Annotated in this window: 25 protein-coding genes and 1 pseudogene; 16 read left to right on the top strand and 10 right to left on the bottom strand. The window is 72.2% G+C overall.

Going from position 1 to position 24,675, the window contains the following annotated elements:
- Positions 1-32: 32 nt before the first annotated feature.
- The 3 genes from AV521_RS21605 (at position 33) to AV521_RS21595 (ending at position 2,299) form a co-directional block, all read left to right on the top strand.
- Positions 33-959, top strand: coding sequence for an acyltransferase domain-containing protein (locus AV521_RS21605; protein WP_076090112.1), 927 nt, complete (start codon positions 33-35; stop codon positions 957-959).
- 102 nt (positions 960-1,061) lie between these two features.
- On the top strand, positions 1,062-1,745 hold the full coding sequence (locus tag AV521_RS21600) for a bifunctional 2-polyprenyl-6-hydroxyphenol methylase/3-demethylubiquinol 3-O-methyltransferase UbiG (protein ID WP_076090269.1): 684 nt from the start codon (positions 1,062-1,064) through the stop codon (positions 1,743-1,745).
- A 104-nt stretch (positions 1,746-1,849) separates the two neighbouring features.
- A complete protein-coding gene (locus AV521_RS21595; protein ID WP_076090111.1) occupies positions 1,850-2,299 on the top strand; it encodes a DoxX family protein in 450 nt (149 codons plus the stop codon).
- 340 nt (positions 2,300-2,639) lie between these two features.
- On the opposite strand, the gene AV521_RS21590 is transcribed toward AV521_RS21595, so the two are convergent.
- Positions 2,640-3,380: an RNA-binding S4 domain-containing protein gene (locus tag AV521_RS21590; protein WP_076090110.1), complete on the bottom strand. Its 741-nt coding sequence runs from the start codon at positions 3,378-3,380 to the stop codon at positions 2,640-2,642.
- 730 nt (positions 3,381-4,110) lie between these two features.
- Between AV521_RS21590 and AV521_RS21585 the strand changes: the two genes are divergently transcribed.
- Positions 4,111-4,842: a uracil-DNA glycosylase gene (locus AV521_RS21585; protein ID WP_076090109.1), complete on the top strand. Its 732-nt coding sequence runs from the start codon at positions 4,111-4,113 to the stop codon at positions 4,840-4,842.
- A gap of 98 nt (positions 4,843-4,940) precedes the next feature.
- On the opposite strand, the gene AV521_RS21580 is transcribed toward AV521_RS21585, so the two are convergent.
- A complete protein-coding gene (locus AV521_RS21580) occupies positions 4,941-5,603 on the bottom strand; it encodes a GntR family transcriptional regulator (RefSeq protein WP_076090108.1) in 663 nt (220 codons plus the stop codon).
- A gap of 190 nt (positions 5,604-5,793) precedes the next feature.
- On the opposite strand from AV521_RS21580, the gene AV521_RS21575 reads away from it, so the two are divergent.
- Positions 5,794-7,251, top strand: coding sequence for an NCS1 family nucleobase:cation symporter-1 (locus AV521_RS21575; RefSeq protein WP_076090107.1), 1,458 nt, complete (start codon positions 5,794-5,796; stop codon positions 7,249-7,251).
- Positions 7,252-7,255: 4 nt separating this feature from the next.
- Complete coding sequence (locus tag AV521_RS21570; protein WP_076090106.1) at positions 7,256-8,011, top strand: aspartate/glutamate racemase family protein; 756 nt, start codon at positions 7,256-7,258, stop codon at positions 8,009-8,011.
- Here the strand turns inward: AV521_RS21570 and AV521_RS21565 are convergent.
- Both AV521_RS21565 and AV521_RS21560 read right to left on the bottom strand, forming a co-directional pair.
- The gene (locus AV521_RS21565; RefSeq protein WP_076090105.1) at positions 7,993-8,448 is read right to left on the bottom strand and encodes a GNAT family N-acetyltransferase; all 456 of its coding nucleotides are present in this window, start codon (positions 8,446-8,448) and stop codon (positions 7,993-7,995) included. The two genes, AV521_RS21570 and AV521_RS21565, sit on opposite strands and share 19 nt — an antisense overlap.
- The gene (locus AV521_RS21560; RefSeq protein WP_076090268.1) at positions 8,445-8,861 is read right to left on the bottom strand and encodes a RidA family protein; all 417 of its coding nucleotides are present in this window, start codon (positions 8,859-8,861) and stop codon (positions 8,445-8,447) included. The genes AV521_RS21565 and AV521_RS21560 overlap by 4 nt, the downstream gene beginning before the upstream one ends.
- A 429-nt stretch (positions 8,862-9,290) precedes the next feature.
- Between AV521_RS21560 and AV521_RS21555 the strand changes: the two genes are divergently transcribed.
- The 7 genes from AV521_RS21555 to AV521_RS49380 all read left to right on the top strand — a co-directional run bounded on the left by AV521_RS21555 (position 9,291) and on the right by AV521_RS49380 (position 15,923).
- A complete protein-coding gene (locus tag AV521_RS21555; protein WP_076090104.1) occupies positions 9,291-10,055 on the top strand; it encodes a nucleotidyltransferase domain-containing protein in 765 nt (254 codons plus the stop codon).
- On the top strand, positions 10,052-10,246 hold the full coding sequence (locus AV521_RS21550) for a hypothetical protein (protein ID WP_076090103.1): 195 nt from the start codon (positions 10,052-10,054) through the stop codon (positions 10,244-10,246). The genes AV521_RS21555 and AV521_RS21550 overlap by 4 nt, the downstream gene beginning before the upstream one ends.
- A 100-nt stretch (positions 10,247-10,346) precedes the next feature.
- A complete protein-coding gene (locus tag AV521_RS21545; RefSeq protein ID WP_179023281.1) occupies positions 10,347-12,257 on the top strand; it encodes an FUSC family protein in 1,911 nt (636 codons plus the stop codon).
- 15 nt (positions 12,258-12,272) lie between these two features.
- Positions 12,273-13,625 carry an amidohydrolase gene (locus tag AV521_RS21540; RefSeq protein WP_076090102.1) on the top strand — a complete coding sequence of 451 codons (1,353 nt, stop codon included), beginning with the start codon at positions 12,273-12,275 and terminating at the stop codon, positions 13,623-13,625.
- A 20-nt stretch (positions 13,626-13,645) separates the two neighbouring features.
- On the top strand, positions 13,646-14,815 hold the full coding sequence (locus AV521_RS21535) for a cytochrome P450 (protein ID WP_076090101.1): 1,170 nt from the start codon (positions 13,646-13,648) through the stop codon (positions 14,813-14,815).
- 115 nt (positions 14,816-14,930) lie between these two features.
- The gene (locus AV521_RS21530; RefSeq protein ID WP_076090100.1) at positions 14,931-15,593 is read left to right on the top strand and encodes a DUF899 domain-containing protein; all 663 of its coding nucleotides are present in this window, start codon (positions 14,931-14,933) and stop codon (positions 15,591-15,593) included.
- A gap of 153 nt (positions 15,594-15,746) precedes the next feature.
- Positions 15,747-15,923, top strand: a complete 177-nt coding sequence (locus AV521_RS49380; protein ID WP_167357441.1) for a hypothetical protein — start codon at positions 15,747-15,749, stop codon at positions 15,921-15,923.
- A gap of 24 nt (positions 15,924-15,947) precedes the next feature.
- Here AV521_RS49380 and AV521_RS21525 read toward each other — a convergent pair whose 3' ends face one another.
- The 3 genes from AV521_RS21525 to AV521_RS21515 form a co-directional block, all read right to left on the bottom strand.
- A complete protein-coding gene (locus AV521_RS21525; protein WP_371917056.1) occupies positions 15,948-17,810 on the bottom strand; it encodes an ABC transporter ATP-binding protein in 1,863 nt (620 codons plus the stop codon).
- A gap of 317 nt (positions 17,811-18,127) precedes the next feature.
- Positions 18,128-18,580 carry a hypothetical protein gene (locus AV521_RS21520; RefSeq protein WP_076090266.1) on the bottom strand — a complete coding sequence of 151 codons (453 nt, stop codon included), beginning with the start codon at positions 18,578-18,580 and terminating at the stop codon, positions 18,128-18,130.
- A gap of 32 nt (positions 18,581-18,612) precedes the next feature.
- The gene (locus AV521_RS21515) at positions 18,613-19,488 is read right to left on the bottom strand and encodes an ATP-binding protein (protein ID WP_256725648.1); all 876 of its coding nucleotides are present in this window, start codon (positions 19,486-19,488) and stop codon (positions 18,613-18,615) included.
- 261 nt (positions 19,489-19,749) lie between these two features.
- On the opposite strand from AV521_RS21515, the gene AV521_RS21510 reads away from it, so the two are divergent.
- The 3 genes and pseudogenes from AV521_RS21510 to AV521_RS51020 form a co-directional block, all read left to right on the top strand.
- Positions 19,750-20,610 carry a helix-turn-helix transcriptional regulator gene (locus AV521_RS21510; protein ID WP_076090097.1) on the top strand — a complete coding sequence of 287 codons (861 nt, stop codon included), beginning with the start codon at positions 19,750-19,752 and terminating at the stop codon, positions 20,608-20,610.
- The gene (locus AV521_RS21505; RefSeq protein ID WP_076090096.1) at positions 20,611-20,865 is read left to right on the top strand and encodes a DUF397 domain-containing protein; all 255 of its coding nucleotides are present in this window, start codon (positions 20,611-20,613) and stop codon (positions 20,863-20,865) included.
- 233 nt (positions 20,866-21,098) lie between these two features.
- Positions 21,099-21,514 (top strand): annotated as a pseudogene (locus tag AV521_RS51020) (carboxymuconolactone decarboxylase family protein); the annotation flags it as partial.
- Between the two features lie 65 nt (positions 21,515-21,579).
- On the opposite strand, the gene AV521_RS21495 reads toward AV521_RS51020, so the two are convergent.
- The 3 genes from AV521_RS21495 to AV521_RS21485 all read right to left on the bottom strand — a co-directional run bounded on the left by AV521_RS21495 (position 21,580) and on the right by AV521_RS21485 (position 24,572).
- Positions 21,580-23,067 (bottom strand): glutamate synthase subunit beta, encoded by a 1,488-nt coding sequence (locus AV521_RS21495; protein ID WP_076090095.1) that lies wholly within the window; start codon positions 23,065-23,067, stop codon positions 21,580-21,582.
- 160 nt (positions 23,068-23,227) lie between these two features.
- The gene (locus tag AV521_RS21490; RefSeq protein WP_076090265.1) at positions 23,228-23,707 is read right to left on the bottom strand and encodes a DUF1772 domain-containing protein; all 480 of its coding nucleotides are present in this window, start codon (positions 23,705-23,707) and stop codon (positions 23,228-23,230) included.
- 169 nt (positions 23,708-23,876) lie between these two features.
- A complete protein-coding gene (locus AV521_RS21485; RefSeq protein ID WP_076090094.1) occupies positions 23,877-24,572 on the bottom strand; it encodes a DUF2293 domain-containing protein in 696 nt (231 codons plus the stop codon).
- Positions 24,573-24,675 lie beyond the last annotated feature (103 nt).

Here is a 24,675-nt window from a genome sequence, read left to right as displayed (position 1 = left end):
ACTCGTCCGCCGCTCGCCGAAGGGGGGATCCGATGCTGCCGGACGCCGACGACCTGCCCGAACTGCTCCTCGACCTGGCCGTGCCGCACGAGGACATCAACGCGCTGGTGGCCCTGCGGTCCCGGGTGACCGGTGACCCGGGCGCGCTGAGACTCCTGCGGGAGTGCGTCGAGGAGCTGTTCCGCGGACCGGAGGGGACCGGCCACCCACCCGACCTGGCGGAGCTGTTCGACGCGGCGCCTGCCGGGCTGAGCGGCACCTTCGCCGTGTACGTCTTCCTCGCCGCGGTCCCGAGCACCCTCGCCCGGCACCGGGAACGTGGCGTCCCGCCCGAGATCTCCCGGCGCACCCTGGCGGACCTGGGCCGTCAGATCGCGGTGCACCGCAGACGGCACGGCACGACGGGGGTGAACGCGCGGTGCTGGCTTGTGCGCCACTTCCGCGGCGAGCTGTTCCAGCTGGGCCGGCTGCAGTTCGAGCGGGCGCGGCTCGGTCAGCGCACGGCACCGGTGCTCGCGGCGGCCGGACTGGACGCCGTCCCCGGCACGTCCTGCCTCAACCTGCACATCCCCGACTTCCACGGCCCGCTGACCCCGTCCGCCTGCGACCGCTCGCTGGCCCTGGCCCGTGAGTTCTTCGCCCGGCACTTCCCCGAGGAGCGGCCGGTGGCCGCGCTGTGCCATTCCTGGCTGCTCGACCCGCAGTTGAAGCGGTACCTGCAGGCCGACTCCAACATCGTCCGCTTCCAGGAACGCTTCCGCACCGCCCGTGAGGACACCGAGCCGTCCGACACCGAACCCGTCAAGTTCGTCTTCGGGGACCCCGACCTGCCGGTCGCAAAGCTGCCGCGTCGCACATCCGTGGAGCGGGCCGTGGGGGACCATCTGCGGGCGGGCGGCCACTGGTACATCGGGCACGGATGGTTCCCGTTCCGGACCGAGTCAACTCTTGCTGATTAGCCGGAGTTGCCCCGGAGCCGCGAGATAGCTCGAACGGGTGAACCGATGCCGAACGGGAACGGGCGTGCGGAGGCGGGCCGTTGTTCGGGCATGACGGTCGAAATGCGTGAGGGATACGAGGGCACGGGACCCGGTGCGATCACCCCGGACGGCTGCGCGGTCGAGTTGTACGAGCGGCTGCCGGTGGGCGAGGAGCCGGACGTCATCACCGCGGCGGTACCGGCCGGGGCGCACATCCTGGAGCTGGGCAGCGGAGTGGGCCGGATGACCCACCCCCTGCTCGACCGCGGCTTCACGGTCACGGCGGTGGACGAGTCCCCCGACATGCTGAGCCGGGTCCGCGGGGCGCGCACGATATGCGGCCCCATCGAGGAACTGGACCTGGGCGGCGAGAAGTTCGACGTGGTGATGCTGGCGTCGTTCCTCGTCCACACCGGCGACGAGGAGGTCCGCCGGGGCATGCTGCGCACCTGCGCCCGGCATGTGGGGGAGGGCGGCTGTGTGCTGATCCAGCGGGAGGGCGAGGATTACCACACGAACGTACCGAGGGAGCGCGTCGACCCGAGCGGCTTCACCATACGGATCGCCTCGGTCGAGCCTGCCGGAGACGGAGTGAACTCGGTCCGCGCGGAGTATGTCTTCCCCGATGCGGCCTGGACCCAGACGTTCCTGGCCCGGCCCCTGACGAAGGAGCAGTTCGAGTCGGCACTGGAGGAAGCGGGACTGGAGGTGGACGAGTATCTGACACCGGACGGGACATGGGTGCGGGCGGTGCCGAAGGCATAGCGGGCACCGGGTCACATCGGTTGGCCGGAGAGCGATGAGTTCCCGGACCGCGTGGGGTCTACCTCTGTGAAAGCAACCCGCACCGCTTCCCCCAGGAGACCCTCATGTCCGAGACCACCGCCTCTGCCACCTCCACCGCTTCCGTCGCCTCCACTGTCTCCCTCAGCGGCCGGAGGCGCGCGGCCCGGATCGCGCTGCGGTCCGTGCAGGTGCTGCTCGCGCTGTTCTACGGCGTCGCCAGCGCGTTGCCCAAGCTCATCGCGCACCCCTCGGCCGTCGAGTCCTTCGACAAGATCGGCTGGGGCAGCGGGGCCATGTACACCATCGGCGCGCTCGAACTCGCCGGTGCCGTCGCGCTGTTGATCCCCGTGCTGCAGTCCCTCGCGGCGATCGCGCTCAGCGCCCTCATGGTGGGCGCGTTCATCGTGCAGCTCACGGTCTTCCACGGCCAGAACGCGGCGACCCCGCTGATCCTGATCGTGCCGCTCGCCCTGATCGCCTGGGCCCGCCGTGAGCACAACGGGGAACTGCTGCGGTTGGCGCTGCGCCGGTGACCCTGGCACGCAGCATCGACGCCGTCGACCGGGCGCGGGGGCCTGGCCGGCGGTGCTGCGGTGTGCAGAGGGGATGACGCCTTCGGGCGAGGCCTCTGGGCCGCCGCCCGGGGGTAGGTCGGCCAGTCCGGCCGGACTCGGATGTGCCGCGCTTCCCGGTCCCCGGATCCGACGCACCTGCCGGTAGCCGGATCTGCCGTGCCTGCCCGACGCGGATCCGCCGCGCTCGCCGGACTCGGTTCGGCCTCGCTTGCCGGTTTGCGGATCAGGTGTGCTTGCCGGTCCAGCGAGATCCGCCGCGCTTGTCAGTCCCGGGCTGGCCGCGCCTGTCGGCCCCGGATCAGGCGTGCCTCCCTGTCCCACTTGATCCGCCGCGCTTGCCGGACCGGCCGGATTCACCGTGCCCGCCTGCGCCGGAGCCACTCCGGCCATCGGAGCCGCCGGGCCCGCCCGATCCGGAGCCACCCCGGCCACCGGGTCCGCCAAGTCCGGCGAAGCCGCCGGGGCTTGGGGCGCCGCCCCAGGCCCCGAGGCCGCCTGGGGCGCCGGGGCTCGCGAGGCCGCGAAGTCGTTCCAGTTCGCGGCGGTCGCGCTTGGTGGGGCGGCCGGTGCCGCGGTCGCGGAGGCCGGCGGGGGTGACGGCCTCGCGGGGCGGGGGCGGAGGTGAATTGTCGACGTAGCACTGGGTGGCCACAGGGGCGCCGACCCGCTTGCGGATCAGGCGCTTGACGATCACGATCCGCTCGCGGCCCTCGTGCCGCAGGCGCACCTCGTCGCCAACGCGTACGGAGTAGGCAGGCTTCACCCGCTCACCGTTCACATGGACGTGGCCGCCCCGGCAGGCGGTGGCGCCCAGGGAACGCGTCTTGATCAGACGCACGGCCCAGATCCAGCTGTCGATCCGGACCGTCTCGCCGTTGGCCGGCCCCGCGGCCTCGGCGGCGGCCACCGCGGCGGCGACCTTCGGATCGACGGGCTGGTCTTCGGAGACAGCCGAGCCCTGGGCATCCTGGGCGGGGCTGGTTCCGTCCGGTCCGTCGGTGCCACGGTTCACGATCTCGTCCGCATCCTCGGAAGCCATGCCCCGACCTTAACCCCCTCGACCGGGTGCGCCGGAGGCCATTTCCCGGGTCTGGGTCTGGCGACGCCCGGCGTGGTGGTGGGCCGCGCCCGTCCTGGCGCACCCCGGATGCGCCGGGCCTCCGCGCCGCCGTGGCTGTTGACGGGATCGAGTCGGAGGCGGGGGCACGGAGTGCCGGAGGTGGCGTGGACACGGTGGGCAGGGTTGATGGGCTGTTGGAGGAGGGAGTGCCGGTCATGGGGGGCGGCACGCTGGCGGAGTGGTTGTGGAGCGGTCCGGCGATCACGGTCATCGGACTCGACACACCGAGCGTCGACCGCGCCGCCTCGGCCGCCGTACCGTACGCCCACGCCAAGCTGAACGTGCGGTTCCACCCGTTGCAGGACCCCGAGCGAGGCACAGGTGGCGGTTGTCGGGCGTCTGCGGTCGCTCAGGCCCTTCGGTGTTCCGCTCACGGTCACGCCCGGCGACACCGGACCCGGCTTCGAAGCCGTCACCGGCGGTGCCGCCTGTCGGGCGGCTCCGGAGGCGCTCGCGCGGGCGTGGGGATCCAAGGTGTCCTGCATCGCGACCGGTGGTTCGACCCCGCTGGTCAACGAACTGGCCCGAGCAGCACCGAGAGCGGGGGCGAACACGGCCGCCACCACCGGAGAGCCATCGGCGCAGAGCGGAAGAGAAGGTTCGCCTTTCCCGATCCTCGTCCCGCTCGCCAGGGGCATACCGTGGCCGTATGGACGACAGCAGCGCTCTCGCCCGGCTCGACCGGCGGGTCGCGCGGTGCCGGGCCTGCCCCCGGCTGGTCGAGTGGCGCGAGGAGGTGGCCCGTACGAAACGGGCCGCGTTCGCCGACTGGACGTACTGGGGGCGGCCGGTGCCCGGCTTCGGTCCGGCCGACGCCCGGCTGGCGATCATCGGCCTGGCCCCGGCCGCGCACGGCGGCAACCGCACCGGCCGCATGTTCACCGGCGACCGCTCCGGAGATGTGCTCTACCAGGCGCTTTACGACGTGGGGCTCGCCTCGCAACCCGCCTCCGTCAGCGCCGACGACGGGCTGGAGTTGTACGGCGTCCGCGTCACCGCGCCCGTGCACTGCGCCCCGCCCGCCAACAAGCCGACCCCCGGCGAGCGCGACACCTGCCGCCCCTGGCTGGTCCAGGAGCTGAGGCTGCTGCGCCCGACGCTGAGGGCCGTGGTCGTCCTCGGCGCCTTCGGCTGGCAGGCCGCTCTGCCCGCGTTCGCCGAGGCGGGCTGGACCGTGCCCCGGCCCCGCCCGGCCTTCGCCCATGGCACCCGGGTCCCGCTCGACGGACTGGACCTCTTCGGCTGCTTCCACGTCAGCCAGCGCAACACCTTCACCGGCCGGCTCACCCCGCAGATGCTCCGCGAGGTACTGAGCACGGCGGCACAAGCGGCCGGCCTGCGGCAGTCGTCCGTAGGCCGGCAGCCGTCCGTAGGTCGGTAGCTGTCGGTGGGCCGGTGCGGCCTCTCTCCCCGGGAGCCACTTCTCAGTCGACGGCCGCCCCCTCAGGCGTCGGCAGCGGCCCCTCCGTCGCTTTCGGCTCAGTGACCGTCGGCAGCATCGGTTCCGAACAGGTGCCGTACCGTCGAGCGATAGTTGGCGCGGACGTGGTCGAGGGCGTGGGTGCGGGCGCGGTCCGGGTCGCCGGAGGCGATCGCCTCGTACAACTCGCGGTGCTCGGTGAGGAGTTGGGGCCATTCCTCGTTCTGCCGGGTCAGCCAGCGCAGGCGGCCGTCTACCGGCTCCATGACCGAGATCAGCAGGCTGTTGCCGGCCAGGGCGCGGATACGGTCGTGAAAGCGTGTGTTGATGTCAGTGATCGCCTCCGCATCGCCCTCCTTCGTGGCCCGCTCCGCCTGGTCGAGCAGTTCCCGCAGCTCCGTCAGGGCCTCAGGGGTCACCCGGGACGCCGCCAGCCCCGCCGCGTACACCTCCAACGCCTCGCGCAGCTCGAAGAGTTCCCGGACATCGGTCGGGGTCAGCCGGCGTACGACGGTGCGGCGGGCCGACTCGAAGAGGACGAAGCCCTCGGCGACCAGGGCGCGGATCGCCTCCCGCACCGGCACCCGCGAGACGCCGAACCGCTCGGCCAGCTCCCGTTCGACGAGCCGGTCGCCCGGCCCCAGGCGCCCGGCGATGATGTCCTCCCGCAGGCTCGCCAGGACCCGCTCGCGCACCGCGCCCAGGGGTTCGATCGTCGTCATGGGCCCATCTTCGCCGACGCGAGGCGGCTTTTACGGGGCCGTAACGGCAACGACATCGGTCCGAACGCTTGACGGCGGCACCATGTCGGCAGTTTGGTATACCAAATCGATCGCGCCGCTGAGTTTCGGCCGGCGGTGTGCCCGAGTTCCTACGGTACGGCCCCTTCGTCCCCCCTGTTCAGGAGGCCCCGTGTCCCTCGCCGACCGCGCCGAAGCCACCGGCGCCCCCGCGTTCGTCCCCGACCCCCGACTCGTCAACGAGGACCTCGCCCCCGCCGAGCAGCGGAACTGGAAGGTCTTCGACCTGTTCGCCATGTGGATGTCCGACGTCCACAACCTCGGCAACTACACCTTCGCCGCTGGTCTGCTGGTCCTCGGCATGAACGTCTGGCAGGTCTTCACCGCCCTGCTCGTCGGCTTCGTGCTGATCTACATCGGCATGAACCGGATGGGGAAGATCGGCCAGCGCCACGGCGTGCCCTTCCCGGTGGTCAGCCGTATCAGCTTCGGCATTTGGGGCGCCAACATCCCCGCGCTGATCAGAGCCGTGATCGCCATCATGTGGTACGGCATCCAGACCTATCTGGCCTCCGTCGCCGTCAATGTGATGCTGCTCGCGGCCTGGCCGGGCCTCGCGTCCCTCACTCACCACTCCTTCCTCGGCCTGGACGCGCTCGGCTGGATCTCCTTCGTCTCGCTCTGGGCGCTCCAGTGGTTGATCATCAGCCAGGGCATGGAAGCGGTGCGCAAGTTCCAGGACTTCTGCGGCCCGGTGATCTGGCTGGTGATGATCGCGCTGGCGGTCTGGGTCCTGGCCAAGGCTCACTGGAGCATCTCGCTCACCTCCACCCCGCACCCGGTGTCCACGGGTGAGCAGTGGCGGCAGTGGTTCGGTGCGATCGGCCTCATCCTCGCCACCTACGGCACGCTGATGCTCAACTTCTGCGACTTCTCGCGCTTCGCACCCGACTACCGGACCGTCCGGCGCGGCAACTTCTGGGGCCTGCCGATCAACTCCACCGCCTTCGTCGTCGTGTCGGTGATCGTCACGGCCGGCTCGCTGAAGGCGTTCGGGCAGGCCATCACCGACCCGGCGGAACTGGTCGCCAAGGTCGGCAACACCTGGGTGCTCATCGTCGCGGCGCTGGCCTTCGCGGTCGCCACCATGGGCGTCAACATCGTCGCCAACTTCGTCTCGCCGGCGTACGACCTGGCCAACGTCTGGCCGCAGAGGATCACCTTCAAGGTCGGCGGCATGATCAGCACGGTCGCCGCGCTGGTCGTCACCCCCTGGAACCTGTTCTCCAACCCGACCGTCGTCAACTACTTCCTCGGCGGCCTCGGCGCCTTCCTTGGCCCCCTGTTCGGCGTGATCATGATCGACTACTACTGGGTCAAGCGCGGCAAGGTCGACGTCGACGCGCTGTTCGACGCCCGCGCGGGCTCGCCGTACCACTACCGCGGGGGCGTCAACCCGATGGCGCTGTGGGCGTTCCTGCCCGCCGCCGCGGTCGCCGCCGTACTGGCCCTGGTGAAGAGCTTCAGCGATGTGGCGCCGTACTCCTGGTTCATCGGCACGGCACTCGGCGCCGCCCTGTACGCGCTGCTTGCCCGCCGGGAGCGCACGGCGACGGCGGAGGAGGTCTGACACGTTGCGGATCATCGTCACCAACTGCAACACCACGCGGGAGATGACCGAGGAGATCGTCCGTGGCGCGCGGGCCGCCGCGGCACCGGGCACCGCCGTGACCGGCCTGACCCCGGCCTGGGGCCCGGCATCGGCCGAGGGCTGGCTCGACAGCTACCTCTCGGCCGCGGCCGTCCTCGACACGCTGCGCACCTACGACGGACCCGCGTACGACGCCGTCGTCCTGGCCGGCTTCGGCGAGCACGGCCGGGAAGGCGTACGGGAGTTGGTCGACGTTCCCGCCGTGGACATCACCGAGGCAGCCGCCCACCTCGCCTGCTTCCTGGGCCGTCGCTACGGCGTCGTCACCACCCTGGACCGCTCCCGCGGCCAGATCGAGGACAGCCTGGAGACCGCCGGTGTGGCCCGCAACTGCGCCGCCGTCGTCGGTACCGGCCTCGGGGTCCTCGACCTCGCCGACGACCCCGGCCGCACGGAGTCCGCGTTCCTGACGGCGGCCGAACGGGCCCGGGACGCAGGCGCCGAGGTCCTCGTCCTGGGCTGCGCCGGGATGACGGGACTGCAGCGGGCGGTGGGGGAGAAGCTCGGGCTGCCGGTCGTCGACGGGGTGGCGGCGGCGGTCAAGCTCGCGGAATCCCTGGTCACCCTGGGACTGACGACGAGCCGAGCGGGCAGCTACGGAACGCCTTTGCCCAAGGTCCGACTGTGGGGCCGGTCCTCGGGCGAGCCGGAACGCGGGGCTCAGGGCCGCCAGACGTAACGCACGTCCGGCTCCCGCTCCTCGTTGCCACCGCCGTCGGTGGACTCGGCGGCGGTGAAACCGTGGCGTTCGTAGAAGCGGTGGGCGGGCGTGTTGACCTGGAAGGTCCACAGGCTCAGCCCGCCCGGGCTGCGCTCCTTGGCCAGCGCGACGAACCGGTCGCCGATGCCGTGCCCCCGCCACTCCGGGTCCAGATACAGCTGGGACAGCTCCTCCTCGTGCAGGACCATCACACCGACGATCCCGCCGCCGGCCGCCTCCGCCACCCAGGTCTCCCGCGCCGGCACCACGACGTCCCGGAAGTACTTCCGCACATCGTCGTCGGAGCGCGGCCGGGCCACGGTGGGCAGCGCCGCCCGAAAGGACCGCAGCCACACATCGGCTGCGGCACGCGCGTCGGCCGGTGCGGCCCGCCGCAGTACGACCGTGCCCGTCACCGGCTCTCTTCCCGCTCCGGCACCACGGCCGTGGCCGTGATCTCCACCAGCTGCCCGGTGTACCCGAGGCAGGCGACACCGAGCAGCGTGGACGAGTGCGGTCCCGCGCTCAGCCCGGACGCCTCGACGACCTCCCACACGGCGGACAGCACGGAGGGCTCACTGCTGACCACGTACACCTCCGTAACGACGACATGCGCCAAGTCGCTCCCGACTGCGGCGAGTTGCTCCACGAGATTGGCGATCACCTGCTCGGCCTGCCGCACGGGGTCACCCGGACCGACGACCTCCCCCTTCTCGTCGAGCGGCACGGCCCCCGCGAGAAAGGCGAGCCTGCTGCCCGCCTCCACCACGGAGGCATGCGCATAGGTGGGCGGCGGGAAGAGACCGGGCGCGTCGACTCGTCGGATCACGGCAGCTCCTAGGGAAAGGCCCAACAACCTCCCGATCATCCGCGTTCGGTAGCGCTGCCGCATCCCGGTTTCCGGGCGCTGAGCGGGCGTCTCGGGATGTTTTCCACGCCTCGGGCCTGGTCACCGACTCGGGAATGGTCCGGCAGGTCATCTTCGGCACCGCTGTCGGTGCGGGCAAGGGACCCGAGCGCCGTCAGCAGCGGATCGACCAACTCCGGGCGGTCGGCTGCGAGGTGGACTGCTCGCGAACGCCGGCCCCGCCGACCCGATGATGCGGTTCGCGAATCCGGCCTCGTGCGAGCGGGTCAGCCGGGTCATCGAGCACGCCCGCCCCGGAATCCTCCTACCAGGAGAAGGGCAAGCCGAACGCGGAGGGCCTCGTGGGAATTTCGGGAGCGGACTTCGGGATCGCTGCGGCAGGCTGAGGCCATGCCCGAGTCTTCCGATTCCGACTTCCTCAGCCGTACCGCCGACCGCCTCGCCGCCCTCCCCACCGTCCAGGCCGTCGCCCTCGGCGGTTCCCGGGCCCAGGGCACGCACCGGGACGACAGCGACTGGGACCTGGCCGTCTACTACCGGGGTCCCTTCGACCCCGACGATCTGCGGGCCGTCGGCTGGGACGGGGAGGTGTCCGAGGTCGGCGAGTGGGGTGGCGGGGTCTTCAACGGCGGGGCCTGGCTCACCGTCGACGGACGCCGGGTGGATGTGCACTACCGGGATCTGGACGTGGTCGAGCACGAGCTGGCGGAGGCCGCGGAGGGCCGGTTCCGGGTGGAGCCGCTGCTCTTCCACCTCGCCGGCATTCCCACCTATCTGATCGTGGCCGAACTCGCCGTCAACCAGGTACTCAGGGGCACCCTGCCCCGCCCCGCGGGCTACCCGGCCAGGCTGCGCGTCACCGCCGCCGAGCGCTGGTACGGCACCGCCCGCGCCACTCTCGGCTACGCCAAGGCCAACCACGCGCCCCACGGCCGCCTCACCGAGACCGCCGGGGCCATCGCCACGGCCGCCGCCCAGGCCGCGCACGCCGTGCTCGCGGCACGCGGCGAGTGGGTGACGAACGAGAAACGGCTGCTGGAGCGGGCCGGGCTGCGCGGGATCGACGCGGTGGTGGGTGGGCTGCGGGCCGAACCCGGTGCGCTGCTCCGCGCCGTCACCGATGCCGAGCGGATCGTCGGGGCAACGCGTTCGTGAAGGCCTTCATCGAGTTCATCGAGTTCATCGAGTTCATCGAGTTCATCGAGCTCATCGAGCTCATCGAGCTCATCGAGTTCGTGAATTGGTCGGGGAACCGCGTCATGGACGGCGGTGACGGATTGCGCCGAGGGATTGCGTTCATAAAGAACCCGGCCGTCCCAGGCATCTTTCACCTCCCTGAAACGTGATCGCCCGGTTCGTCCGGCGAACCCGTCCTACCGTGGAAGCACGGTCCACCGGCCACTGTCGTCCGCAGGCCCACCCCGCCCTCGTACGAACAGGAGCCCCGTGTCCCGGCCCGCCGCACCCCTCTGGCTCTCCCATGCCCTGCGCGCGCAGCGCGGTCCTGTGCCCTGGGGCGCGGTGATCCGGGGCGCGCTCGCCGCCGGACCGCTGCTGCTCGCCGGTGTGCTCGCCGGGCGGACGCCCCTCGGTGTGCTCGCCGCCATCGCCGCGATGCTCGCCGGCATCAACGACCGGCCCGGCAGCCGGCGGGCCGCCGTGGAGCGGCTCGGGGTACCCGCGTCGGCCGGTGCCCTCGGGCTGCTCGTGGGCACGTACGCCGGGCAGGAACTGGCCGCCGTACCGCTCACGTCGGCGCTCACCGGGCTCGGGCTGGTCGCCGGCGGGATCAGCGCGGTCGGGCCCGTCGCCTCGGCCGCGGGGACCCACCTGCTCGTCGGTGCGGCGCTCGGCGCCGGGATGCCGGCTGCCGAGAGCGGCCCGCTGCGGGCGCTCGCCTTCCTCGCCGGAGCCGGGTGGCTGCTTCTGCTGCGGCTCGCCCTGCCCACGCCCGGTTCGCTCGCCGGGGACTTCCGGTTCGACGGGGAGCGGGCGGCGGTCGCCGAGGTGTACGACGCGGTGGCCGCCCTGGTCGAGGCCGTGGGCAAAGCGCACGCCACCGCGCGGCGGGCCGCGCTCACCGCCGCACTCGACCACGCCCAGGACGCCCTCGCCGGGCCCCGGCTGCGCCGGTACGCCAGTTCCGCCGCCGAGCGCCGGCTGCACGCCCAGTACGCGGCCGCGCTGCCCCTCGCCGAGGCCGCCACCGCCCTGTTCTGGGCGGGGGAGCCGGTCTCGGCGCGGGCCGCGGAAGGGCTCAGGCGGCTCGCCGCCGCCGTCCGCGGCAACACCGGCACCGGCCCGTTGCCCGCCCCCAGCCGGTCCGTTCCCGCCCTGCGCGCCCTCGACGACGCCCTGTTGCGCGCCGCCGAGGCCTTCGACCGGGCGGACGGCCCGCGGCAGCGGTTGCTCACCCGGCACCGGGGCGCCAGGGACGCCCTGCGCGCCGCGCTCGGCACCGGCGGACGCGAGTACGGGCTGCGCGTCGCCCTCTGCTTCGGGGCCAGCGCCGCCATCGCCCAGGCGCTGCACCACACCCGCTGGTACGGCCAGCACCAGCACTGGTACTGGCTGCCCGCCACCGCCGTCTTCCTCGTCAAGCCCGACCTCGGGCCGCTCGTCTCCCGGGTGCTGTGCCGGGCCGCCGGGACCGTACTGGGTGCCGTGGTGTTCGCCGGGCTCGCCGCGCTGCTGCCCCGGCCCGCCGGGCTGATCGCGCTGGTCGCGGTCTGCGGGGCGCTCGTCCCGGTCGCCACCCGGCACTTCGCCGCGCAGACCGCCGTCGTCACCGTCCTCGTCCTCGCCCTGGTCATGGCCGGCGGTGAGCCGCAGGCCTCCGTCAGCCGCATCGGTGAGACCTTGCTGGCCTGTGTACTCGTGCTGGTCGTCGGGCACCTTCCGATGCCGGGCAGACGCGGCGGCGCGGTACGGGCACGCCTCGCCACGGCCGGCAGTGCCGCGCAGGCCTATCTCGCGCATGTCCTCGGCGAGTCCGACGCCGTCGGCGGCTCCGGCGACCACGACACGTCCGGCGACCACGACACGTCCGGCGTCCTCGGCCGCCCAGGTGGCCGTACCGAGCGGTGGGCGTTGCGCCGGGAGGCCTACCGCGCCCTCGCCGAGGCCCGTACCACGATCGCGCTGGCCGCCGCCGAACTGCCCGCCCTCGCCCGGTACACCGCGGGCACGGACGCCGTCGCGGACGTCCTGGAGCGACTTGTCGACACGACCACGGCCTGTGCGGTCCACCTCGACGAAACAGGCCGGCTCACCTCCCGGCACCTCGGGCAACTGCGAGAAGCCCTGCGGCAGTTGGAGACCCACGGGGTGAAGGTCCCGCTGCCGGTCGCCGCGTAGCCGTACGGTGAGCCCATGCGTACCTATCCCGCCGACCTCGTCATCACCGGCTGCACCGCGCTCGTCCATGACGAGGAGGAGCGGATCGAGTTCCGCCCGGACGCGGGGATCGTCGTACGCGACCGGGTCATCGAGTCGGTGACGACGGCGGCCGAGGTGCGGGAACTGCCAGCCGTGGAGCGGATCGAGGCGCACGGGCAGGTCGCCGTGCCGGGGCTGATCAACTGCCATACGCACGCGTCGATGACGGTGCTGCGCGGCCTCGCCGAGGACCTGCCGATCGAGGAGTGGTTCAACGACGTCGTCTGGCCCGTCGAGTCCAACCTCACCGCCGGCGACGTGGAGCTGGGCGCCCGGCTCGCCTGCGCCGAGATGATCCGGGGCGGGGTGACCTGCTTCGCCGACCACTACTTCCACATGGACGAGGTCGCCGTCGTCGTCGCCGAGTGCGGGCTGCGCGCCCACCTCGGCGAGGCCTACTTCTCCAGCCAGGGCCCCGAAGGGCGGGAGCGGTCGGCCGAGTTCGCGCTCCGGCACCGTGGCGGCGCCGACGGCCGTATCACCACCGCCCTCGCCCCGCACGCCCCCTACACCGTCACCGACGCCGACCTCGCCGCCACCGCCGAACTCGCCCGCGCACACGGCCTGCCCGTCCACCTCCACGCCGCCGAGAACCGCGACCAGACGGACACCAGCCTCGCCCGGCGCGGCCTCACCCCCATCGAGGTCCTGGACCGGACCGGGCTGCTCGGCACCGACCTGCTCATCGCACACGGCACCGGCATCATCGAGCGCGACCTCCCGTTGCTGGCCAGGGCCGGGGGTCGTACGGCCGTGGCGACCGCGCCCCGCGGCTACCTCAGGTTCGCCTGGCCGGACACCACTCCGGTACGGGCCCTGCGCGCGGCCGGCGTCCCCGTCGGGCTCGCCACCGACGGCGCCGCCTCCAACAACTCCCTCGACGTCTGGGAGTCGATGACGCTGACCGCCCTGGTCCAGAAGGCGAACCAAGGCGATCCACGCTGGCTGACATCCCGTCAGGCACTGCACCATGCCACCCTGCAGAGCGCCCGCGCGGTCGGCCTCGGCGCCCGCGTCGGCAGCCTCGCGCCCGGCCGGCGCGCCGACATCGTCCTGGTCGACCTCACCGGCCCGCACACCCAGCCCGTCCACGACCTCGCCGCCACCCTCGTGCACAGCGCGCGCTCGTCGGACGTCCGCACGACCGTCGTCGACGGCCGGATCCTGATGCGCGACCGCGAACTGCTGACCCTCGATCTCCCCGCCGTCGTGGGCGAGTTGGAGCGCCGCCTGCCCGCATTGACCGACCGGAGCCATGCGCGGCGCATCCAGCAGTACGACACCTGAGTCCGCGTAGGCTGAAGATCATGGAACTCGCCGACGGCCTCATCGACCAGCCCTACGACGTCTACCGGCGCCTGCGCGACACCGCGCCCGTGCACCGCATCACCGGACCCGACGGCACCCCCGCCTGGCTCGTCACCCGGTACGAGGACGTCCGGTCCGCGCTCGCCGACCCGCGGCTCTCGCTGGACAAGCGGCACGCGTCGGCCGGCACCTACAAGGGGTTCCCGCTGCCGCCCGCGCTGGACGCCAACCTCCTCAACATGGACCCGCCGGACCACACCCGCATCCGGCGCCTGGTCGGCCGCGCGTTCACACCGCGCCGCGTGCGGCAACTGCGCGAGCCCATCCGCCGTACCGCCGACCGGCTCCTGGACGCGTTCGGCCCGCACGGCACCACCGACCTGATCGCCGCCTACGCGGCCCCGCTGCCCATCACCGTCATCTGCGACCTGCTCGGCGTGCCGGAGAGCAGGCGCCTGGACTTCCGGATCTGGACCGACACCCTCGTCGCCCCGGACCCGGCACGCCCCGGAGCCGCCCGGGAAGCGGTGGCCGCCATGCTCGGCTTCTTCACCGATCTCCTCGCCGCCAAGCGCGCCGAGCCCGCCGACGACCTGCTCTCCGACCTGATCGCCGTACACGACGAGGACGGTGACCGGCTCAGCGAGGACGAGCTGATGTCGCTGGCCTTCCTCATCCTCTTCGGCGGCTACGAGAACACGGTCCAGCTCATCGGCAACGCCGTCCTCACCCTCCTCCAGCACCCGGACCAGCTCGCCGCCCTGCGCAAGGATCCGGCCCACATCCCCGCCGCCGTGGACGAGTTGGTCCGTTACGAGGGTCCCGCGCTGCTCGCCATCCGCAGGTTCCCGGTCGAGGACGTGACGATCGCCGGTGTCACCGTCCCCGCCGGGGAGACGGTCCTCGTGTCCCTGTCCGCCGCCAACCGTGACCCCGCCCGCTTCGCCGACCCCGACCGCCTCGACCTCACCCGCGACGCCGCCGGGCATCTCGCACTCGGCCACGGCATCCACTACTGCCTCGGCGCACCCCTGGCCCGCGCGGAGACGGAGATCGCCCTGGCGGCCCTGCTGGAACGGTTCCCCGAACTGAGCCTGGGCGATGGGGAGTTGGAGTGGCGTCCGTCCCTGCGGGCTCGCGGACTGCTGGCCCTGCCGGTGAGGTACTGACCGTACTGGGCGCCGACCGGCGAAATCCGTCCGGAAAGAATCTCCGTGCACGGCGATGAGTTCCGTACCCACCGACGGTCACCACTTATCTCACCGGCCGTCGGCAGGAGGGCCCATGTCGTTCCCGGAGATCGTCCCGCGCGAGCAGTGGCGCGCGGCGCGCGAGGAGTTGCTGCGCAAGGAGGAGGCGGTCAGGCGGGCGCGCGAGGTCCTTGGCGCGGAGCGGCGCCGGCTGCCCATGGTCGAGGTCGACACGGAGTACGTCTTCGAGGGCGGCGACGGCAAGGCCACCCTTCTGGACCTCTTCGAGGGGCGGGCCCAGCTCGTCGTCCACCACTTCATGTTCGCGCCGGAGTGGGAGTCCGGCTGCCCGTGCTGCTCGGCCTTCCTGGACCAGATCGGCCACCTCGCCCCTCTGCATGCCCGGAACACCTCTTTCGCGGCCGTCTCCCGGGCGCCGTTCACCCGGATCCTGCCGTTCAAGGCACGGATGGGCTGGGCGGTGCCCTGGTACTCGTCATCCTCTTCGGCCCACGGCGACTTCAACCTCGACTTCGAAGCCACCGTGGCCACCGCGGAGCCGGGCGGCGGTCCGGCCGAGCGCCCCGGCATCAGCTGCTTCCTGCGCGACGGCGACCGCGTCTTCCACACCTACTCGGTGTACGACGACGGGCTGGACGGCCTCGGCACCCTCGCCGGCCTGCTCGACCTTACCGCGCTCGTCCGCACCCCCGGGGGCAGCGAGCGGCTCCGCCTGCACGACGAGTACGACGTCTGACACGGAGGGTGCGGTTCGTGTCAGAAAGTGAACGCATCCTCACGGTCCGCGCCGAACCAGTGTCGGTAAAGTCTCAGTCCCGTCTCCGAGCGAGGCGTTCTCGTTCTCCAGGGCGTTAACTCCCATGAGGACGACGCTTTCTGGAGGTGCGAGATGGTGAACGGGCGAACCGTGCTCGAACGCTTTCCCGCCGGTGGTCCACGGGGATCGTGGCCCGCGGAGGAGTTCGCGCACGCGCGGCGCCTGGAAGGGCTGCCCGCCGAGGTCGTCATGGACCTCGCGACGGACACGTTCCTGGTGATCGTGCGGGGCGGCGACGGCGCGGAGTGAGCCGGCGGCCGCCGCCGGGCGGGCTCAGGCCGGCTTCGGCGCCGGTACCTCCGCCGTGAACTGCTCGGCCTGGAGGGCATACAGCTCGGCGTAGACACCGCCTCTGGCCAGCAGCTCCTCGGGCGTGCCGGACTCCACCAGCCGCCCGTGCTCCAGCACATGCACCAGGTCGGCGTGGCGGACCGAGGCCAGCCGGTGGGTGATCAGCACGACCGTCTGCCCGTTGCCGGCCAGCGCCCGGATCTTCTCGAAAACCTCCAGCTCGGCGCGCGCGTCCAGCGCGGCCGTGGGCTCGTCCACGATCAGCACCTGCCCGCGCCGGTACGCGGCCCGGGCGATGCCGAGCCGCTGCCACTGACCGCCGGACAGCTCGTGCCCGCCGCTGAAGTCGCGGGCCAGCAGCGTGTCCAGGCCGCGCGGCAGATCCGCGACCACCTCCTCGGCCCCCGCCTCGGCGACCGCCGCGGCCAGCCGTTCCTCGGTGAGGGGCGCGGAGGAACGGCCTACGGCCACGTTCACCCGGGCCGTGAACGGCCAGCGCTTGAAGTCCTGGGCCACCATCGCGACGCGCTCGGCGAGCAGCCGCCGGTCGGCGTGGGCCGCGTCGACGTCGTCCCACAGGATCCGGCCCCGGTCCGGGGTGTACAGGCCCGCGAGCAGCTTGACCAGCGTGGACTTGCCCGAGCCGTTCTCGCCGACGAGCGCGATGATCCGGCCGAGCGGCAGGGTCAGGGTGACATCGTCCAGGGCGGGACGGGCCGCGTCGCCCGGATAGCCGAAGGTGACGTGCTCGAACCGGATCTCCCGAGGGTTGTTGGGCAGCGACTCGCCGCCCACCGGGATGGCCCGCTCGGCCGCCTCCCCGTACAGCCGCTGCAGATCCCCCACGAACAGGGCCTCCTCGTGCAGCTGGTTGATCTCCAGCACCAGCGAGTCGAGGCTCGCCGACCCCGTACGGATCGCGATCACCGCCGTACCGGCGACCGACAGGGCCATCGCGCCGGCCAGCAGCAGCGCGCCCAGGGTGGCGTAGGTCGCGAGGGTGGCGAGGCCCGTCCAGCACGCCGCGATCAGACCGGTCCGGGCGGACAGCCGGGCCAGCCGGGTCTGCTCCGCCTCGGCCGTCTCCGACATGGACCGGAAGTGCCGCAGCAGGAACGGGCCGACCCCGTGCACCCGGATCTCCGGGGCCGCGCCGGGCTCGGTGAGCAGCTGGCTGATCAGCCGGCCGGCGCGGACGTGCTGCACCCAGACGTGGAAGGACTCGTAGCGGCGCCGGGCGTTGGTCAGCGCGCTCCAGGCGCTGGGCAGGGTCATGGTGACCAGCAGCGGCAGCAGCACCGGATGCAGCACGGCCAGCACGCCCGCCGCCGCGATCAGCGAGATCAGCGCGCTGATCACCCGGGTGCCGACGGAGATCATCCGGCGCGCGGACTCGGCGCCGTACTGGGCGGTGTCCAGCAGTTTGTGGAAGGCGTGGTCCTCGATCGCGGCCAGCTCCACGTTCGCCGCCCGCTCCAGATACAGCTCTGTCGCCACCCGCTCCACCTTGGGCTCCAGCCGCCCGGTGGCGTAGGTGGAGGCCGCCCGCAGCAGTACGGCCATGAGCGACACGGCGGCCACGGCGATCAGGGCGGGAGCCGCCGAGCGCAGTCGCTGCCCGATGTCCGGGCCGGTCAGCAGGCTGCCGAGCGCGCTGTTCACGGCCAGCAGGCTCATCGCCTGGGCGAGGCCCCGGACCGCCTCGGCGGCCAGCACGATCCACGCGGCCCGGGCGTCGGCCTGCAGGGCCAGCCGGAGACTGGACGCCAGCATGCCGGGCAGCCGGACCACCATCGCGCGCAAGCCCAGCTCCAGACAGGCGTCCGCATGCTCGTTCCAGCCCATGTCGTACCGCAACGGCCCCCCGAAGAGCAGCCGCTCCGACCCCGACACCGTCGGCTCGGCCGTCCCCCGCCTCTTCCCCACCGTGACCTCCCGGACCCCGACGAAAGGGCCACTATCGCCGCCGCACCGATGGCGGGGGAGGGCGCGCAGGGAGTGCCAGGGGGAGCGAGAGGGGGCGTACGACGAGACTCCGGGTGGGGAGGCGGTTCATCAGCCGACTCGGGGGCAGCCAACCTCAAGGGGCGCGGGGGGCTGCGCGCCGAGCCACCGACAACCCGCAGCCGCCTCCCGAACAGAAGGCGGCACCCTCATGGGCGTCACGGCCAGGCCATGCGCTGCGGAAAGTCCGGCGGCGTCCCGATCACCCGGCACAGCGCCAGATACAGCGGGATCGGCGGAGTGTACGGCACCGTACCCTCCGGACGGTGGATGAGCCGGGCCGTGTCGGTGACCAGGGCGCCGGGGGCGTAGTGGGCCGGGGACGGCCAGGGGAGGGCGTAGTCGGAGTCCGACGGAACGATCCACCACCAGCGGGCGCCGTCGGTGTACACACAGCCCAGCCGCGGCAGCCGGGGTACGACCAGCGGACCGAGACGGTCGGGCACGGCCACGGCGTCCCAGCCGAGCGGCGCAGTCATGCCGTCCGGCACGGTGAGCCGGCGGGGCGCGTCCGGGACGCTCCGGCGACGCTGCAGCCGCACCAGGGTGTCCAGACCGAGGGACCGCTCGGAACCTTCGGAGCGGGCGTGGCCGTGCTGCCCGGAGTGCACGACATCTCGCCGGTCGGAGTCGTAGGAGCTGGTCACGGGCGTTCTCCGGCGCGGCGCTGCTCGGGAGCCCGGTGCAGCGGCTGGTGCGCGGGCCGGTCCGGGGCGCGGTGCCGGTGCGGCTCCGGTGTCCCGTGGCGGTGCGGCTCCGGAATTCCGTTACGGTGCGGCTGATCTGCGGGCTGATGCGGGATGCGCCCGGAACCCGGGTGCCGGCCCTCCGGCGACTCGTCCTCGTCGGAGTCGTCAGGGCGGCCCGGCTTGGTGCGAGCACCCCAGCCCAGGTCGTTGCGCGGCCCCATGGTGCCGGCAATCGTGCCCAGGTCTTCGTACAGGCCCGCGGCGCCGTGCGCCGAACCCGGGGCGTCGTACGGCGCCGCCGTGTTGTGCCCCGCGTCGGCCCGGCGTGCCAGCTCGGCCCAGACCAGCAGTCCGGGCCCGTGTTCCTGGGCGCCCCAGGCCTGGCACAGCGCGTCGACGAGAAGCAACCCCCTCCCGTGCTCCTCGTCGGGCCGACGCGGGGACGGATGGGGTTCACCGGGGGCACAGCCCCAGTCGCGTACGGCTATGCGCACGGTGTCGTCGTGGTCGTGCAGTTCGCATACGACGCGACTGCTCGCGGTGTGCACGATCGCGTTCGTGACCAGCTCGGATATGACCAGGGCAGCGCTGTCACAGGTGTCCGCGCACACCGACCAGCCGCTCAGCCGGGCATGCGTCAGACGTCTCGCCTGGGCGACGGAACCCGGATGTGCGGCCAACTCGAAACGGAACCGGCGCCGGGCAGCGTCCCCCTGAGGGGTTGCTCCCGCGGCTGCGCCGAGACCGGGACGGCCTGCGGCGGCGTCTGTTCCTAAGGGCGCGGACGGAATCACGCTTGCCACTATCTCCCCGCCGTGAACACTTGGCAAGTGTCACTCTGAAAAATGCAGAGTGCTGTGTGACTCGGTCAGAGGCCGTGGCACACTGCTTCGCAACAGCACGTCGAGCGGCGCCAATTGGGGGCTTCGGAGATCCGGCTCGGTCTTCGAATGCATCTTCGAATGGCGCCGTAGGGCTGTCGGGAAACATTTCGGCGGAACCGTCGGTGGGCTGCCGGCGGAACTGCCGATGGGAGTGTCGGCGGGGCTGTCGTTGGAGCGTTCGGTGGTGTCTTCGGTGGAGGTGGGAGCGTGAGCGAACCGCGGTCCGCGCCGACAGTGGGTCAGGTGGTCCTCGGTCGGCGCCTGCTGGACCTGCGGGAACGCGCCGGGCTGAAGCGCGAGGAGGCAGCCCGCGTCCTGCGCGTCGCTCCCGCCACCGTCCGCCGTATGGAGATGGCCGAGGTCGCTCTCAAGATCCCGTATCTGCAACTGCTGCTCAAGGCCTACGGCGTGCCCGACGACGAGGCCGAACTCTTCGTCCAGCTCGCCGAGGAGGCCAACAGGCCCGGCTGGTGGCAGCGTTTCCACGACATCCTGCCCGGCTGGTTCTCGATGTACGTCAGCCTGGAGGGCGCGGCCAGCCTCATCCGCTCCTACGAGCCGCACTTCGTCCCCGGCCTGCTCCAGACCGAGGACTACGCGCGTGGTGTGCTCAAGTCCGGTGCCATCGGCCAGACCAGCCCGGACGGCATCGAGCGGCACGTCGCGTTGCGTATGCAACGCCAGCAGCTGCTCACCCGTCCCGACGCCCCGCGCTTCTGGGCCGTGATGGACGAGACGGCCCTGCGCCGCCCGGTCGGCGGTCCGGAGGTGATGCGTGCGCAGATCGACAAGTTGCTCGAGGCCACGAAGCTGCCCCATGTGACGCTCCAGGTCGCCCCGTACGCGAGCGGGCCGCACCCGGGGACGTACGGGCCGTTCGTGCTGTTCCGATTCGCCATGCCGGAGCTGCCGGACATGGTCTACAGCGAGTACCTGACCGGCGCCGTCTACCTCGACGCGCGCGCCGAGGTGGCCACCCATCTCGAGGTCATGGACCGCATGGCGGCGCAGGCCGCTACGGCACAACGCACGAAGGAGATCCTCCGGGATCTCCGCAAGGAGCTGTGAATGGATCGCATCGAGCCGCGCGGACACGTCTACAACGGCATGCCCGCGCGGGAGCTGGGCAGCGAGGGCTGGCACAAGCCCTGGAGCGGCGGCAACGGTGGAAACTGCCTGGAGGCCATGAAGCTGGCCGACGGCCGGATCGCCGTACGCCAGTCCACCGACCCGGACGGCCCGGCGCTGATCTACACCGCCGACGAGATGACCGCGTTCATCGAGGGTGCCAAGGCGGGGAAGGCCGACTTCCTGCTGTCCTGACCTCGACCGTGAGTTGTTCCTCGGCCGACCCCCCTCATCACAGTGCCCCACTTGACCATTCATCGCACCGAACGCCCACAGCGCTGACAACACTCACGACACCCTGGTCCTGCGCTCCCGCGAGGAGTTCACCCGCTTTCTTCGCCGGCCTCGACCCGATCGAGCCCGGCGCTGAGACCGTCCACAAGCGGCCCCCGGAACGGGGCGAACCGTTCCCGGGCCAGGACGACGGGGTGATTCCCCGGTACGGGGCGGTGGGGCTCAAGAGGCAGCCGCGCTGCGGCCTCCTCGACCCGGCGCTGGTCGAACTGATCCGGATCCGCTCCTCGCATCTCCATCACTGCGCCTACCGCCTGCACATGCACACGGGCGACGCCCGCAAGGCCGGCGAGAGCGAGGACCGGCCGCACATGGTCGCCGTCCGGCGCGAGGCCCGGCACTTCTTCACCCCGAAGGAACAGGCCGCTTTGCGCTCACGGAGGCGCTGACCCTGGTCGCCGACGCGGGCGTCCCCGACGCCCTCTACGCCGAGGCCGCCGCCCACTTCGACGAGGAGGAACCGGCCCACGTCATCGCCCTGATCTGCGCGATCAACACCTGGAACCGGGTGGCCCTGTCCACGGGCAAGGTGGCGGGCACGGACGCGAGGAACGGCTGCCCCGACCCCGCCGCGTCCCTCTCACCCGGTGGCCACAGCGCCACCGTCGGCCACACCTACACCCTCATCGGCCGATCCCGCGGAGAGACCGGCGCGGGCAGCCGTGAACTCCCGGTCAGATAGCGGTCGACGGCCGCCGCCACCGCCCGCCCCTCCGCGATCGCCCAGACGATGAGCGACTGCCCGCGCGCCGCGTCCCCGGCGGCGAACACCCCGGGGACGTTGGTCGCGAAGCCGTCGTCCCGCGCGATCGTGCCCCGCGGGGCGAGATCCAGCCCCAACTGCCCGATCAGCCCGTCCTCCTGGTCCGGCCCGGAGAACCCGAGAGCGAGCAGCACGAGGTCGGCGGGCAGCGTCCGCCCGGAGCCGGGCAGCGGACGGCGCAGCTCGTCGACCTCCGTCAGATGCAGCGACCGCACCCGCCCGCTCTCGTCCCCGGCGAAGCGGAGCGTGGACGCCGCGAACAGCCGCGCGTCCGCGTCCGCCGCCGGTGCCGTACGCAGGTCCCGTGCCTCCTCGTGCGCGGCCGACAGCCGGTAGATCTTCGGATACGTCGGCCACGGCTCGGTGTCCTCGTCCCGCTCGGCGCCCGGCTGCGCGTAGATGTCCAGCTGGGTCACGGACGCGGCCCCCTCGCGCACCGCGGTCCCCAGACAGTCCGCCCCGGTGTCCCCGCCACCCACGATCACCACATGCTGGCCGGCCGCCGACAGCGGTGAAACCTCCAGATCCCCCTCACACACCCGGTTCGCCAGCGGCAGATACTCCATCGCCTGGTGTATCCCCTTCAACTCCCGGCCCTGCACCGGAAGTTCCCGCCACGCTGTCGCTCCCGTGGCGATCACCACCGCGTCGTACCGCCCCCGTAGCTCCACCGCGCCGACGTCCCGCCCGACCGCTGTCGACGTACGGAACTTCGTGCCCTCGGCCCGCATCTGCTCGATCCGCCGCTCCAGATGCCGCTTCTCCATCTTGAACGCGGGAATCCCGTAGCGCATCAGCCCGCCGATCCGGTCGTCCTTCTCGTACACGGCGACCGTGTGCCCTGCCCGTGTGAGCTGTTGCGCCGCGGCGAGCCCGGTGGGCCCGGAGCCGATGACGGCGACGGTCATCCCCGACAGCCGATCCGGCGGCCGCGCCGGGACGAAACCTTCCGCCCAGGCCCGGTCTGCGATCGCGCACTCGACGTTCTTGATGGTCACGGCCGGCTGGTTGATCGCGAGCACACACCCCGCCTCACAGGGCGCCGGACACAACCGGCCGGTGAACTCGGGGAAGTTGTTCGTCGCGTGCAGCCGGTCGCTCGCCGCCCGCCAGTCCTCCCGCGAGACCAGGTCGTTCCACTCCGGGATCAGATTGCCGAGCGGACAGGCGTCGTGGCAGAACGGGATCCCGCAGTCCATGCACCGGTCGGCCTGCTTGCTGATGATGGGCAGCAGCGCCCCGGGGACGTACACCTCGTCCCAGTCCCGTACCCGCTCCTCGACGGGCCGCCGCGCCCACTCCTGGCGCGGCGTGGTCATGAACCCCTTGGGATCGGCCATGATCGTCTTCCTGCGACTGCCTTCGGCACTCTTTCGGCCACGATACGTCCGTGCCGGCGAGCGCGCAGAGCGGCGGACAGCGCTTGCTGACGCGGGCCGTCAGCCCGGCACCGGATGATGGGGTTGTCAGGGGCGGGTCAGGCGAAGGGCTCCTGCGGGGTCACGTGAGGGCGAGTATGTAGAAGACGGCCGCCGCGGCGGCGGCGACGGCCCGCACGTGGTTCCAGCACGTCCACTCGCGCACGTACGTCGGCCAGTACACGGCGGCCTCCGGGGCGCCCGGGGTCAGCCGGGCCAGCCTGGCGTTGCGCGGGACGTTCGCCACCACCGTCACCCCGAACGAGCCCAAGAGGTACAGCGCGCTGCCCAGCAGCAGTTCGAGCTTCCCCTCGCCCGGCCACACCACGAACGTCACCACCGCGATCATCGTGCTCAGCACCGCCGTGCCGGTGAACACCGTCATGAAGGCGGGCCGGACCGCGGCGACATTGATGGCGTTCATCGCCGCGAGGCCCTGCGCGGGCGGCAGCGCGGCGAGCCCCCGCATCACGAAGGCGGAGAACGCGCAGAAGACCCCGGCCATCAGCCCGGTGCCGAGAACCCCCACCACGACCAGCACGAAGAACGGCCCGCCGATCATCTCCACGCCCCCTCTTGTCCCGCCCAGTACGGGCCCGGCATCTCCCTCACCCCAGGGAACGCCCAGTCACCGGTGTCGACCGTGTCCGAGGGCCGCGGCGCCGTGCGTGCACGTCTCCCCCCACTCCCGTCACGTTGTCTTTCTTCTTCCCTCTCCCCTCTCACTGCTGTCAGCCCACGTCCGCTCCGGCGTCCTGCCAGGCCCGCAGCACGCTCTCCACTGCCGGGGCGATCCGGCGCCGTGCCTCGTACCGCGGCACCCCGCTCATCAACAGCTGGTCGTACGGAGTGTCCACATGCCGTACGGCTGCCACGACCGCCGAGATCACGGCCCCCTCCGACAGCGCCCGCCCTGCCGAGCTGCGCCCGACCCGCCCACTGCCCCGCGCGGACGCGTGCGCCGCGATGGACCGCGCCCGGTCGGCCGGGCAGCCGGGAAACAGCCGCAGGATCTCGGCCGCGAACGCCGCCGCGAACAGCTCGTCCTCCTCCGCCCGGCGCCGCGCGTCCCGCGCCCGCCGCCGACGCCGCGCCTCAGCGTCCGCCAGACAGCGAGCCTCGGCCCGGGCCAGCGCCGCCTCCTCCACGAGCACGCCCTGACGCTCGTAACGGCTCTTGCGCCGGTTGAGGCGCACCACCACGACCGACAGCCCGCTCTCCTCCCTGGACCTGCGGGTCAGCGCGGTGTCGCCGCGCGGCAGGAACACCAGGTGTCCGAGGTCCGCACAGCGCAGACAGCGCGGCGCCCCGTCCTCCAGTACGAGCAGCGACAGCGGCCCGCGCCGGCAAGCGGCACACCGCTTGGGCTTCAGCGCCTGGACGACGACAAGCCGACCGGGGGAGTGGGGAGTTGAGGGAAGCGCCATACGCGGTACTTTCCCCGCCGCCGCCCGTGCCTCCCACGCCTTGCCTACTCCATCTCCTCCTCCCGCACGCCGATCTCCTTCCCGCGCCGGAAGTTGAACACCG

The organism is Streptomyces sp. IMTB 2501 (genome assembly GCF_001953885.1).
In the GTDB taxonomy this organism is placed as follows: domain Bacteria; phylum Actinomycetota; class Actinomycetes; order Streptomycetales; family Streptomycetaceae; genus Streptomyces.
Note: the sequence above shows the minus strand (reverse complement) of the source record. Positions and strands in the feature narration are given on the sequence as shown.

Bases quoted from the DNA above. Each gene is read 5' to 3' on its own strand.
- AV521_RS21605 (WP_076090112.1), top strand. From the start codon at position 33: ATGCTGCCGGACGCCGACGACCTGCCCGAACTGCTCCTCGACCTGGCC.
- AV521_RS21600 (WP_076090269.1), top strand. From the start codon at position 1,062: ATGCGTGAGGGATACGAGGGCACGGGACCCGGTGCGATCACCCCGGAC.
- AV521_RS21595 (WP_076090111.1), top strand. From the start codon at position 1,850: ATGTCCGAGACCACCGCCTCTGCCACCTCCACCGCTTCCGTCGCCTCC.
- AV521_RS21590 (WP_076090110.1), bottom strand. From the start codon at position 3,380: ATGGCTTCCGAGGATGCGGACGAGATCGTGAACCGTGGCACCGACGGA.
- AV521_RS21585 (WP_076090109.1), top strand. From the start codon at position 4,111: ATGGACGACAGCAGCGCTCTCGCCCGGCTCGACCGGCGGGTCGCGCGG.
- AV521_RS21580 (WP_076090108.1), bottom strand. From the start codon at position 5,603: ATGACGACGATCGAACCCCTGGGCGCGGTGCGCGAGCGGGTCCTGGCG.
- AV521_RS21555 (WP_076090104.1), top strand. From the start codon at position 9,291: ATGCCCGAGTCTTCCGATTCCGACTTCCTCAGCCGTACCGCCGACCGC.
- AV521_RS21540 (WP_076090102.1), top strand. From the start codon at position 12,273: ATGCGTACCTATCCCGCCGACCTCGTCATCACCGGCTGCACCGCGCTC.
- AV521_RS21535 (WP_076090101.1), top strand. From the start codon at position 13,646: ATGGAACTCGCCGACGGCCTCATCGACCAGCCCTACGACGTCTACCGG.
- AV521_RS21530 (WP_076090100.1), top strand. From the start codon at position 14,931: ATGTCGTTCCCGGAGATCGTCCCGCGCGAGCAGTGGCGCGCGGCGCGC.
- AV521_RS49380 (WP_167357441.1), top strand. From the start codon at position 15,747: ATGGTGAACGGGCGAACCGTGCTCGAACGCTTTCCCGCCGGTGGTCCA.
- AV521_RS21525 (WP_371917056.1), bottom strand. From the start codon at position 17,810: ATGGGCTGGAACGAGCATGCGGACGCCTGTCTGGAGCTGGGCTTGCGC.
- AV521_RS21505 (WP_076090096.1), top strand. From the start codon at position 20,611: ATGGATCGCATCGAGCCGCGCGGACACGTCTACAACGGCATGCCCGCG.
- AV521_RS21495 (WP_076090095.1), bottom strand. From the start codon at position 23,067: ATGGCCGATCCCAAGGGGTTCATGACCACGCCGCGCCAGGAGTGGGCG.
- AV521_RS21490 (WP_076090265.1), bottom strand. From the start codon at position 23,707: ATGATCGGCGGGCCGTTCTTCGTGCTGGTCGTGGTGGGGGTTCTCGGC.
- AV521_RS21485 (WP_076090094.1), bottom strand. From the start codon at position 24,572: ATGGCGCTTCCCTCAACTCCCCACTCCCCCGGTCGGCTTGTCGTCGTC.